Source organism: Hyunsoonleella aestuarii (assembly GCF_006148925.1).
GTDB classification, from domain to species: domain Bacteria; phylum Bacteroidota; class Bacteroidia; order Flavobacteriales; family Flavobacteriaceae; genus Algibacter_D; species Algibacter_D aestuarii.
Map to the genome: position 1 here is coordinate 109,438 of NZ_VAWB01000002.1, position 12,537 is coordinate 121,974.

At 32.8% G+C, this 12,537-nt stretch carries 12 protein-coding genes and 1 tRNA gene; 1 reads left to right on the plus strand and 12 read right to left on the minus strand.

The features are described from left to right. Window positions 1-62 precede the first annotated feature (62 nt). The 12 genes from dapB to FEF17_RS10185 form a co-directional block, all read right to left on the minus strand. Window positions 63-767 (minus strand): 4-hydroxy-tetrahydrodipicolinate reductase, encoded by a 705-nt coding sequence (gene dapB, locus FEF17_RS10130; RefSeq protein WP_139002289.1) that lies wholly within the window; start codon window positions 765-767, stop codon window positions 63-65. Continuing rightward, the gene (locus FEF17_RS10135; protein ID WP_139002290.1) at window positions 768-1,385 is read right to left on the minus strand and encodes a DUF5683 domain-containing protein; all 618 of its coding nucleotides are present in this window, start codon (window positions 1,383-1,385) and stop codon (window positions 768-770) included. Next, window positions 1,375-2,286: a ParB/RepB/Spo0J family partition protein gene (locus tag FEF17_RS10140; protein WP_139002291.1), complete on the minus strand. Its 912-nt coding sequence runs from the start codon at window positions 2,284-2,286 to the stop codon at window positions 1,375-1,377. The genes FEF17_RS10135 and FEF17_RS10140 overlap by 11 nt, the downstream gene beginning before the upstream one ends. A gap of 1 nt (window position 2,287) precedes the next feature. Continuing rightward, window positions 2,288-3,052 (minus strand): ParA family protein, encoded by a 765-nt coding sequence (locus FEF17_RS10145; protein WP_139002292.1) that lies wholly within the window; start codon window positions 3,050-3,052, stop codon window positions 2,288-2,290. 116 nt (window positions 3,053-3,168) lie between these two features. Continuing rightward, a complete protein-coding gene (gene scpA, locus FEF17_RS10150) occupies window positions 3,169-5,289 on the minus strand; it encodes a methylmalonyl-CoA mutase (RefSeq protein ID WP_139002293.1) in 2,121 nt (706 codons plus the stop codon). After that, window positions 5,290-5,961: a hypothetical protein gene (locus FEF17_RS10155; RefSeq protein ID WP_139002294.1), complete on the minus strand. Its 672-nt coding sequence runs from the start codon at window positions 5,959-5,961 to the stop codon at window positions 5,290-5,292. Between the two features lie 21 nt (window positions 5,962-5,982). Further along, a complete protein-coding gene (locus FEF17_RS10160) occupies window positions 5,983-7,359 on the minus strand; it encodes a methylmalonyl-CoA mutase subunit beta (protein WP_139002295.1) in 1,377 nt (458 codons plus the stop codon). Beyond that, window positions 7,352-7,681: an FtsB family cell division protein gene (locus tag FEF17_RS10165; RefSeq protein WP_139002296.1), complete on the minus strand. Its 330-nt coding sequence runs from the start codon at window positions 7,679-7,681 to the stop codon at window positions 7,352-7,354. The genes FEF17_RS10160 and FEF17_RS10165 overlap by 8 nt, the downstream gene beginning before the upstream one ends. 1 nt (window position 7,682) lies before the next feature. Further along, entirely contained in the window at window positions 7,683-8,288 is a 606-nt protein-coding gene (udk, locus tag FEF17_RS10170; RefSeq protein WP_139002297.1) for a uridine kinase, read from the minus strand. Window positions 8,289-8,356: 68 nt separating this feature from the next. Further along, a complete protein-coding gene (locus FEF17_RS10175) occupies window positions 8,357-8,770 on the minus strand; it encodes a c-type cytochrome (RefSeq protein WP_139002298.1) in 414 nt (137 codons plus the stop codon). A gap of 6 nt (window positions 8,771-8,776) precedes the next feature. Further along, window positions 8,777-9,901 carry a PQQ-dependent sugar dehydrogenase gene (locus tag FEF17_RS10180; protein ID WP_139002299.1) on the minus strand — a complete coding sequence of 375 codons (1,125 nt, stop codon included), beginning with the start codon at window positions 9,899-9,901 and terminating at the stop codon, window positions 8,777-8,779. A 26-nt stretch (window positions 9,902-9,927) separates the two neighbouring features. Next, a complete protein-coding gene (locus tag FEF17_RS10185) occupies window positions 9,928-12,225 on the minus strand; it encodes a TonB-dependent receptor domain-containing protein (RefSeq protein ID WP_246046832.1) in 2,298 nt (765 codons plus the stop codon). 144 nt (window positions 12,226-12,369) lie between these two features. Between FEF17_RS10185 and FEF17_RS10190 the strand changes: the two genes are divergently transcribed. Next, a tRNA-Pro gene (locus FEF17_RS10190) sits at window positions 12,370-12,444 on the plus strand. The last annotated feature ends 93 nt before the right edge of the window (window positions 12,445-12,537 follow it).

The following is a 12,537-nucleotide window of genomic DNA, read 5'->3' on the forward strand; positions in this document are numbered from 1 at the left end:
ATAATTTAAAATATTTTGGTTAGTAGCACGAGTTTAGACTATTGTTACATGTTTAATAGGCATTAACCTATATTTAACACATCATTCATGGTGAAAACTCCTGTTTTACCAACAATCCATTCTGCCGCAATTACAGCTCCAAGAGCAAACCCTTGTCTATTATGAGCAATATGTTCAATTGTAATACTATCTACTTCGCTATTATAATTTACGGTATGTGTACCTGGGACGTCTTCAATTCGTTTTGCAACTATAGGGATTTTATTATTAGTGTCACCATCTAATTCCCAAGCATCATATTTTTTACTTCGTGAAACAATATCATTAGCCAATGAAATAGCTGTACCACTAGGAGCATCTAGCTTTTGAGTATGATGAATCTCTTCCATACTCACATTGTACTGCTCTAAAGTAGACATCATTTTAGCTAATGTTTTATTTAGCTCAAAGAAAATGTTGACACCAAGACTGTAATTTGAAGCATAAATAAATGCGCCATTTTTTTCATTACATAAAGCGACTGCTTTGTCGTAATCATCTAACCAACCTGTTGTACCAGAAATTACAGGAACATTATTGTTGATGCCGTTGGTTATATTATGAAAAGCGACATTTGGAATACTAAAGTCTATGGCGACATCTGCCTGTGTAATGTCATAGTCTTTATCATCTTTATCTATTTTAAGAACAATATTATGACCACGACTAATTGCTATTTTTTCAATAGTCTGACCCATTTTCCCGTACCCTAATAAAGCAATATTCATTTAAAATTTAAAATTTAGTGTTAATCCAAGATTTCCAGTTGCGTCAATCTGGTTTAGTTTATAATGCGGTGCCAAAGATAGGTTTTCATCAACATTATATTGTAATAAATGGGCATCAACGTTTGCATCAATAATATTTAATGCATAAATACCTATGGTAACTAGAAGTGATAGTTCTTTATTTCGTCTAAACAACTTTTGAGCTCTTAATAACCCATCATCAGATACTCGAGGTGTGCTAAGCTGATTTCCTTGGCCATCTAAATAAAACTCATCATTGGTAAAACCAGCTAATCTACTTTTATAGGCGTCTCTGTAGCGATTGTATTCTTTATTGTTATTTAAATAGAAATAAACGCCAGTTCCTATGGCAACATAAACAATTGGGATTTTCCAATATTTCTTATTATATGCCTGACCGAGACCAGGTAATACAGCAGAGTAAAAGGCTGCTTTTGCTGGAGATAATGGATTTATAGGTTCTCTAATTTCTGTAACTTCTTCTATTTCCAGAGCTTCAGGAAGTTTTTCAGTATCATTTTTTTCCTTGTCTTGGGCAAATATGGAAATGCAAAACAGTAAAGAAAATATACTTGTAGTTACAAACTTATTTCGCACCTTGAACTAATTTTTTAATGCGATTAAAATCTTCTTCAGAATGAAAAGGGATAGTTATCTTTCCTTTACCATTACTTGAAACTTTAACATCTATTTTATGACCAAAATATTCTGAAAAGGCCGTTATTCCTTTTTTAATGTACTTTGGGATGTCTTCTTCTGTTTCTTTTTTATTTGACGGTTTTACGCTATCAGCATTATTGAAATTACGAACAAGTTCTTCTGTTTCTCTAACCGATAATTTATTTGAAAGTATTTTTTCGTAAATATCTAATTGGAACGTTTGATCTTCAATACCAATTAAAGCGCGCCCATGTCCCATGGAAATAAAACCATCGCGCATACCTGTTTGAATGATGGGATCCAATTTTAATAGTCGCAAATAGTTTGCTATTGTAGAACGTTTTTTTCCAACGCGCTCACTCATCTGTTCTTGAGTAAGATTTATTTCATCAATTAAACGTTGGTACGATAAAGCAATTTCAATAGGGTCTAAATCTTGACGCTGGATGTTTTCAACCAAAGCCATTTCCAACGACTCTTGATCGTTAGCTATTCTAATATAGGCTGGAATGCTTTCTAGACCAATTAGTTTTGAAGCCCTAAATCTACGCTCTCCAGAAACAAGTTGATATTTATTAAAATCAAGTTTTCTAACCGTAATAGGTTGAATAATACCAAGTTCTTTAATGGATGACGCCAATTCACGCAGTGAGTCTTCACTGAAATTAGTACGCGGTTGAAACGGGTTTACTTCAATAAAATCGATGTCTAATTCAACAATATTTCCAATAACTTTATCAGCATTTTTATCCTGAACCGATTGAATATCGTTACTAGGATCTTTTAACAAAGCAGATAACCCTCTACCTAAAGCTTGTTTTTTAGTTGCTTTAGCCATACTAAGCGTTTTTATTGATAATTTCTTTTGCCAAACTTAAGTAATTACTTGCACCTTTACTACTGGCGTCATAATTAATTATGCTCTCTCCATAGCTAGGTGCTTCACTTAAACGAACATTACGTTGTATAATTGTTTGAAATACCATATTGTTGAAGTGTTTCTGAACTTCTTCAACTACTTGATTTGATAAACGTAATCTGGAATCGTACATGGTTAGTAACAGGCCTTCAATATCTAATTCGGGATTATGAATTTTCTGAACACTTTTTATGGTATTTAATAATTTACCTAAACCTTCAAGAGCAAAGTATTCACATTGAATAGGAATAATCACCGCATCTGCCGCTGTTAATGCATTAAGAGTAAGCAGTCCCAATGAAGGTGCGCAGTCAATTAAAATATAATCATAATCATCTTTAACAGCATCTAATGCGCTTTTCAGCATGTATTCGCGGTTATCTTTATCAACAAGTTCTATTTCTATGGCGACCAAATCAATATGTGCTGGTATAGCGTCTAGATTTGGTGTTTCAGTTTTTACTATAGCTTCCTTTGCAGAGTTAGAATGTTCTAAAAGTTGGTAGGTTCCTATTTCTACAGCTTCAACCTCAATGCCAATGCCCGATGTCGCATTTGCTTGAGGATCTGCATCTATTAAAAGTACTTTCTTTTCTAAAACACCAAGTGAAGCGGCTAAGTTTATAGACGTTGTAGTTTTACCAACTCCGCCTTTTTGGTTAGCAATTGCAATGATTTTACCCATCAATGATTTGGTTTAATGAGCGGTAAAAATACGATTATTTACGGGGAATAAAAACGGAACTTGTTAACAGTTAATTAAAAAAACGACACGCCTAAATTGAGAAAACAATGAAGAAATTAATCAATTAAAATTTCTAAAATCTTGATAGCAGCGTCACTAATTTTTGTTCCAGGTCCAAAAACAGCAATAGCTCCGGCATCAAACAAATATTGATAATCCTGTTTGGGTATTACACCGCCAACAATAACCATTATGTCGTCGCGACCATACCTTTTTAATTCTTCAATTACTTTAGGGACCAGTGTTTTATGTCCAGCAGCTAAAGATGAGACACCTAAAATGTGTACATCGTTTTCTACGGCTTGTTTTGCTGCTTCTTGTGGCGTTTGAAATAGCGGGCCTATATCAACATCAAAACCAACATCGGCATAACCAGTGGCTACTACTTTAGCACCACGATCATGACCGTCTTGTCCCATTTTAGCAATCATAATACGAGGCCTACGACCGTCTTGTTCTGCAAAAATATCGGCTAATTCTTGAGCTTTTTTAAAGGATTCATCGTTTTTTATTTCTTTACTATACACACCAGAAAATGATTTTATTTGCGCTTTATGTCTTCCAAATGTTACTTCTAGAGCATCACTTATTTCACCTAAGGTAGCTCTAGCTCGAGCAGCTTGAATAGCTAAAGCTAGTAAATTTTCTTGTCCTGTTTCAGCAGCTTCAGTTAATTTTAATAAACTCGCTTTTACTTTTAGGTTATTTCTTTTAGATTTTATCTCATTCAGTCGCTCTATCTGCGCATTTCGTACTGTTTGATTGTCGACTTCTAAAGTACTAATAGGGTCTTCTTTTGCTAACCGAAATTTGTTAACACCAACAATAATATCCTGTCCAGAATCAATTCGAGCCTGCTTTTTTGCTGCAGCTTCCTCAATTCGAATTTTAGGAATGCCTGCCTCAATCGCTTTTGTCATGCCCCCTAGTTCTTCAACTTCTTCAATTAAAGACCAAGCTTTTTGAGCGATATCATGGGTTAATTTTTCAACATAATAGCTTCCAGCCCAAGGGTCTACTGTTTTGGTAATTTTTGTTTCCTCTTGTAAAAATATTTGAGTGTTTCTTGCAATTCTTGCAGAGAAATCTGTTGGTAGTGCGATAGCTTCATCAAGTGCATTCGTATGCAAACTTTGCGTCCCTCCAAAGGCCGCAGCTGCAGCTTCAATGGTGGTGCGTGCGACATTATTAAAGGGATCTTGTTCTGTTAAACTCCAACCCGAAGTTTGACAATGTGTTCTTAAGGCTAAAGATTTTTCGTTTTTAGGATTGAACTGCTTCACTAATTTAGCCCAAAGCATACGTGCAGCCCGCATTTTTGCAATTTCCATAAAATGATTCATTCCAATTGCCCAAAAGAATGAAAGACGCGGTGCAAAGGTATCTATGTCCATTCCTGCCTTTATACCAGTTCGTAAATATTCTAAACCATCAGCTAGGGTATAGGCTAGCTCAATGTCGCAGGTCGCTCCAGCTTCCTGCATATGATAACCAGAAATACTAATACTATTGAACTTTGGCATATTCTTACTTGTGTATTCAAAAATATCTGAAATGATTTTCATTGAGGGAGTAGGTGGATAGATATAAGTATTCCGCACCATAAACTCTTTTAAAATATCATTCTGAATTGTGCCTGATAGTTGCTCTGATGAAACACCTTGTTCTTCTGCAGCGACAATATAAAAAGCCATAATAGGTAAAACGGCGCCATTCATAGTCATTGAAACCGACATTTTATCTAATGGAATTCGATCAAAAAGAATTTTCATGTCTTCAATCGAATCAATAGCAACACCTGCTTTTCCAACATCTCCAACAACACGTTCGTGATCACTATCATAACCTCGATGTGTCGCTAAATCGAAAGCTACTGATAGTCCTTTTTGTCCTGCTGCTAAATTTCTTCTGTAAAAGGCATTACTTTCTTCGGCGGTAGAAAACCCAGCATATTGACGAATCGTCCATGGCCTTCGAACGTACATAGTACTATAAGGGCCGCGCAAATACGGCGCAATTCCAGCAATAAAATTTAAATGTTCTAAATCTTCAATATCTTTTTTGGAATAGCTTTGTTTTATTTCTATGCCTTCTGATGTCAAAAAAGAATCATTTATCATAGTGTTCGGATTCTCATTCGATTGCTTTAAGTTTATATGTTGAAGGTTTTTTCTCATTTAGTGATTGTGTCCAGCATGAGGATCTGGAGTTGTTTCTTTTGGGATATTGTTAAAATCAACATTTTCTTCTGTTTCATTCATATTCAAGTTTGATAAATCTACATCGAAAAGTTTGGCATAAAACAAGTCAAAAGCCATGTAAGCAGATAAGTACTTGTCTCTAACAGCCTGACTGTAATTAGAAGTTAAAGGCGAACCAAATAATTTAGGACTCATACTATTGGTAGATACTAACGCATTTAATGTTGTACTTAAGTCCTTACTTTGAATGTTAGAAGCTATACAATTAAATATATTGCTTTTATAATTTAAATGACTATTTGGGTTGGTAGCATCCCATAAATCTGGTTCACTTTTTAAAACATTAAAAACTTTTACAGTATGTGGCGACACCATTTCTTCATATTTTATTCGTCCGCTTACTGCTTGACGAACAAATTGAGAATATGCCCTTACAATACTGGGTTTCCCATTACTATAAAAATTAATCATGTCATTTTCAAAGGCAAATAGCGCTTCGTTATAAAGTTGTGAATTAATATTTTCACAATTTAAAACGACACCTTTATCGGTGTATTTATATTCATCCAGAGATACTTTTTCTTTTTTACAGCTTACAAAACTGATTACAAAACTGATTACAAAAATTTTTAATAATTGTGATTTCATGTTAATAATATAATTTAGGTGTTATTCTTTATTTAATCTTTCTTGCTCTAAGGTTTCAGCCAATCGTTTTTCAATAATTGGCTCTATTAACGTTTTTCTTGGTTTGATTTTTACAAAAGGATAAAGTTCTAACTCTTCCTTCATTTTATCATTTGTATTTGGGTGTTTGTTTGTGCCAATAAGTGCTTCTTGTCCTAGATTGAATTGCTCTTGCTCCTTTAAAGCAGCTTCTTTTATTTTACGTTGAATAGTACCTGTCTTTAATTGTTTTAAAAAACCACCATTTGCTTCAAGGTTTTTAAATAGTTCTAAAGCCTTTTCTGCAAGTTGATTGGTTAAACTTTCAATATAATATGATCCGTCCGAAGCATTATTAACTTTACCAAAATAGCTTTCATGTTTCAAAATTAATAGTTGGTTTCGAGCTATACGTTCTCCAAATTCGTTGTCTTTATGATAAATAGCGTCATAAGCTAAATTAGTTATTGTATCTGCACCTCCAAGAACAGCACTCATACATTCTGTAGTGGTTCGTAGCATATTGGTGTTGTAATCGTAAAGCGTTTTGTTACGTTTTGTCGGCGTAGCATTAATTTTTAAGGTTACTTTGAATTTATACTCAGCAGCTAAAACATCATAAAGCAATCTTAAGGCTCTTAATTTTGCTATTTCAAAAAAATAATTTGTTCCAATGGCAACATTGAAATTCACTTCTATTGAATTTATGTTATTTGAATTTCCCTCAAAATAATTAAAATACTCATTTGCATGCGATATGCTGTAAGCGAGCTGTTGCACCATATTGGCACCAGCATTTTGATATATTGATGAATCAATAGTAATAGATTTAGTCTCACTGACAATATGGTTTAATTTAGTAAAATCATCTTTTAAGTTATTAAACCAATTTCCTGTACGAACTAAATTTCCGATAATATCTATTTGGATACTTATTCCGTTTATGAATATGCTGGATTTTGAAATGGATTTTGATAGGTTGGTGATAAAATCTTCAGATAAAAAGTGTAATTCAAAACAAAGCGGTAAAGTATCAAAATCAATATTTTGAATTAATTCTGAAATTGAAATAGTATCATTTGGAATAATGAACTTAATACATTCAGCACCACGTTCAATAGCATTTATTGCTTTTAAAGTTGCATTTATAGAGTTAGAAACATAAATGGATTGACAAATCTTCCATTCCTCATTTCTTGCAGTTTGAAATTCATTAAAATTAATATCATCAGAATGATAGAAAGGTTTTACCGAAATGTCCTCATTTGTGTTCCAAATAAGCGTTTCATTATAATCAGCTCCTTTTAAATCATACTGAATTTTGTGCTTCCAATGTTTTGACGAAACAGAATTGAAATCTTCAAACAATTTATCACTCATCTTGCTTAAGCTTTAAACTATCCTCATATTCAATAATATAAATTTCCTCATTGTCTCGTTTCATGTAGTACTCTTCACGTGCAAATTTCTCAAGACCATCTTCTGTTTTTAATTTCTTTATCCCTTTTTTGTCTTTATCAATTTCACGTTGATAATACTCTTTTTCATTTTCTAGTTCGTCAATTTCCGTATTTAACTCATTATGGATAAACCACGAATTAGCATCAAAAAATAACATCCAGATAGCAAATCCAATCAAAATTAAAACGAACCAGTTTTTAAATGGTTTTAAGTATTTTCCTTTGCTTTTTAGCGCACCCATGTTATAATTTATCGTTTATAATAGTTCTAACAATATCAACAGCTACCGTATTATAATTATTATTAGGAATTATAATATCTGCATATTCTTTCATAGGTTCAATAAACTGATCGTGCATTGGTTTTAGTGTAGTTTTGTATCGGTTAAGTACTTCATCTAAATCGCGACCACGTTCAGAAATATCACGTTTTAGACGCCTTATTAAGCGTTCATCACTGTCGGCATGAACAAATATTTTAATATCGAACATATCTCTTAACTCTGGATTTGTTAAGATTAATATACCCTCAACAATCATTACTTTTCTGGGATGTGTTAAAATGGTATCTCCAGTTCTGTTATGTTTTACAAAGGAATAGACTGGTTGATGAATTGGTTTGTCTTTTTTTAAATCATCTAAATGTGAAGCTAATAAATCAAAATCTATAGACCTGGGATGGTCGAAGTTAATTTTAACGCGCTCATCGTATGTTAAATGAGAGGTGTCTTTATAATAAGAATCTTGAGATAGTACACCAACTTCACCTTCAGGTAATTCATTAAGAATTTGATTTACTACTGTCGTTTTTCCACAACCTGTGCCTCCTGCAATTCCTATCACTAGCATAATTAGTTGGTGTTTAATGCGCTCTCTACAAAGTTACTTATTTGTAAATTATTTAATGGGAAAATTGTCTATTTTTTAATGTTTGAAACTTCTTCCTTGGTAATCATTTTATCATTTTTATTACCCCAACTATTCGTGATGTAATTCATAACATCGGCAACTTCATCATCACTTAAACCTAAAGGAGCCATAAAACCATTATAGGTTTTCCCATTTACTATAATTTCACCTTCTTGACCGTATTTTAGTCCTTTGATACTTTCTTCTCTATTATTCATTAAGTAATCAGATTTAGCCAAAGGCGGATACACCTCTTCAACTCCTTCTCCATTTGGCATATGACAATTGATACAAAAATCTGTGTAAATATAACTACCTCTTTGAATGCTTTCCTGTAAAGGGTCTGTTGAATAATTAGTCTTTTGATTTGAAATTGATGAAGCTGATAAAATGATTAGAACAAACGCAAAAAGTATTTTCATTGAGTGTTATTTTTCTTTAACAATTCTTATAATCCCTAAATTCTCGATAGCCACATAAATATAACCATCAGGTGACTGAACTACATTTCTAACACGTCCTTCACCTTCAAAAAGTTTTTCGCGTTTAGTTACTTCATTGTTTTCAACAACAAGACGTTCTAGATATTCAAACCTCAAAGAACCAACTAAAACATTGCCCTTCCAATCTGGGTATTTATCCGAAGAAACAATTGTCATTCCGCTTGGAGCAATAGAAGGAACCCAGTAAAAAAGTGGTTGCTCCATACCTTCTATTTCGGTAATATCTGTAAATGTGGTTCCACTGTAGTTTATACCGTAAGATATAACTGGCCATCCATAATTGTTTCCTTTCTTAACGATGTTAATTTCATCACCGCCTTTAGGCCCGTGTTCATTAACCCATATAGCTCCAGTAAAAGGGTTTTTAACCATGCCTTGTGGATTTCTGTGTCCGTAACTATAAATGGCAGTTTTAGCATTTTCTGTGTCTACAAATGGATTATCAGCTGGAATACTACCATCATCATGCAACCTGTATATTTTACCGCAATCTCTTGTAATATCTTGTGGATTTACATCTCTATTTCCACGATCTCCAATAGAAAAATATAAGTAACCCTCATTATCAAACTCTATTCTTGAACCCCAATGTTGACCTTTTTTTGTGTTGGGTCCGGCTTTGTATAGTACTTCCGTTTCTACTAAACTATTTCCGTTTAATTTTGCTCTAATTAACGCTGTATTACCACCTTCACCTTCTCCATCAGTAGATGCATATGTCATGTAAATCCATCCATTGTTTTCATAATCTGGGTGCAATTTAATGTCTAAAAACCCACCTTGACCACGAACATAAACATCAGGAACCCCCTCAATATTTGTTTTTTCTCCGCTTTTAAAATGAATTAATTCTCCAGATTTTTCGGTTATAAGCATACTTCCATCAGGTAAAAAAGTCATTCCCCATGGAATATTTAAGTTTGGAACTACAACCTGTGCGATGTAATTAATATTGGTCGGTTCTTCTGCTTTTACCAAAGATTCTACTTGTTGAGCACATGAAAAACATGTGACAAAGACAAATATTAATATATTGTATAACTTTTTCATTGTAACGTATTTTCCATAAAATTACATTAAATAGTATAATTTAAGTTGATTCCGGTATAATAATTTACTGGATTTCCCGGGTAATAATACCTAGGAAGGTTCCCGCCAAAACCTGAAGCATTAATTAAAATTTGTGAGGCGTAGAGTTTATCAAAAATATTGTTTAACCCTAAAAATAAATTTAATTTTAATTTTTTGTTAAGATTTCTTTTAAAGCCAAATTTCAAGTTTGTTAAGCTATAACTTTCAGAATATAAGCTATTACTATCTGTTATAGGTATTTCTCCAATATATTGAAAGTTAATGTTTCCATAAAAACCAACGGATGAATTAAAATCAATGATGCCGTTCAATATATTGGACGGAACACCCGTTAAATCATTGCCAGAAAAATCAATGTCATCATCAACAAAGGTTTTAAATTTATAATCATTAATGGAGTAGTTCAAAGAAGTAATTACATTAAAATATTTATCTGATACTAATTGATAATCAATTGCTATTTCTATACCGTTGTGCTGAGTTTTTCCTGCATTAATTCCAATGTATTGATCCTCTTCGGTACGTCTTGAAACAACTAGGTTTTTCAAATTTAATCGGAATAAAGAAAGATTGAATTGAAGTTTGTTTTGAAAGATGGATCCTCTAGTTCCTACTTCAAAATTCCAACCAGTTTCTGGTTTTAAGCTGGTATTTATTTTCCCATCAGGACGCAATATTTCTTCCAACGAAATAGGAGAGAAGCCATGGCTCAAACTTGTGAACAAATTTATATTTTTTGTTAATTCACGGGAAATTCCAAATTTGGGAGATACCATAGTTTTGAATTTGAAATCGCCAGATTGATCTGGGTTATTTTCTGAAACTGGAAACCTGTCTTTTAAGGTATATGAAGTCTCATTTATGTTTAAGCCAATCGAAAGTATAGTTTTAACAGAAATATCGTAATTGGTTTCAAAAAAGGCGTTGTAATAGCTTCGTTTCTCTTTAAAGTCAGACAGTTTATTTCCTTTAACACTTCCTATTTCAGAAGGGAAGTCCTGATATAAATTCTCAAAAGTGCTAGATTTATAATTGTCTTTGAATAACTCACCTCCTATAGTCCATATCAAAGAGTTATTGAAAATTTTAGACTGCCCTATTAATCTACTTCTAACACCAATTGCATTGGTTTTTTCTGAAAGGACGTTAAAAGGTCTTGGTTCATAACCTTTTCTAAACGATGTAAAAATACTGGTGGATTGTTTGACTTTCGAATTGTAATCATGTATCCATGATAATCCAAATATACCTCTTTTAGATTCTTCAAATCCTTTCGCTTGATTCCATGTAAATGCAGCTGATTTGGGGTTGTTTAAATAATTAGTTTCATTTAAAGAGCTGGGAATAAATGCTTTTAAATTCACAAAACTAGTTAAAAGGGATAATTCATCTTTATAGCTAATAAAGTGTGATGAGTTAAAGGTAAATGTTTGTCTGTCATATTCATTATTATCACGGTAACCATCACTTTGAGTGTTACTATAAATAGCTTTTAAGCTACTTTTTTTAGTGCTAAAATTTAAACTAGAAAGATTTTTTATAAGTCCAAATGAGCCAACCATTAGTTCATTATTTATTTGTTGTTTGCCAAAGTTTCCTTGCTCCGGTATTAAATGAATCGTTCCACCTAAACCTGCTCCATATGCACTAGAAACAGCACCTTTTATAATTTCTAAGCGTGATATCGTACCTAATTCAAAATCCTCAATGTTCGTTTCACCACTGCCATTAGTTAATGGGATGTCTTTAAAATAAGCCCTAATTTTTGAGGTTCCAAATAAGTTTCTTGAGCCAATACCTCTAATTGTTATTCTGTTGGTGTTAAGGGCTCCACTTTGCATAAAAACTCCTGGGGTTTTGTTTAATACAGCATTAAAGTTAATGTTGTTTGAACGTTCAATGTCATGTAAAGAAATAACATTAATTGAAGCTGAAGCATTTTTCAATTTCTTTGGAATATGGCTGTCATTTATAATAATATCATTTAGCTGCTTTGGGTTTAAGGATAATTGTATTATATGGTTTGAATAGCTGTCTAGGTTGACCGATTTTTCAATGTACCCTATCTTTTTGAAGGTATAAGTTCCAAATTTGGAGAGTTCAAAGGAACCATTCTGATTAGAAATAAAGGTTTCTTTTGTAGTTGAATTAGTAATTAGAACATAATCCAATACGGTATTATTATCACTGTCTAATATATTTCCTGTTATTAATGATTGGCAAAAACCACCAAAGGAGTTAATGAATATAATAACAAAAAGAGCAGCCTTAAATATTTGCACGAATTTAGAAGTGTTTTAATCTTTTAAGACCTTAAAAGTATTGATTTTATTAATAATTTAAGATGAAAATATTTCTTAAATAATGATTTGCAAAATGAATAAAAAAAGTATATTTGCATCCCGCTACAAAAAAAAAATTATATTCGGGGTGTAGCGTAGCCCGGTTATCGCGCCGCGTTTGGGACGCGGAGGTCGCAGGTTCGAATCCTGCCACCCCGACTATCTAGAAATAGGTAATATTAAAACACTGGTAATTGTATAATTATCAGTGTTTTTTGATTTATATGATATTATTGATTTTATATAAAATCT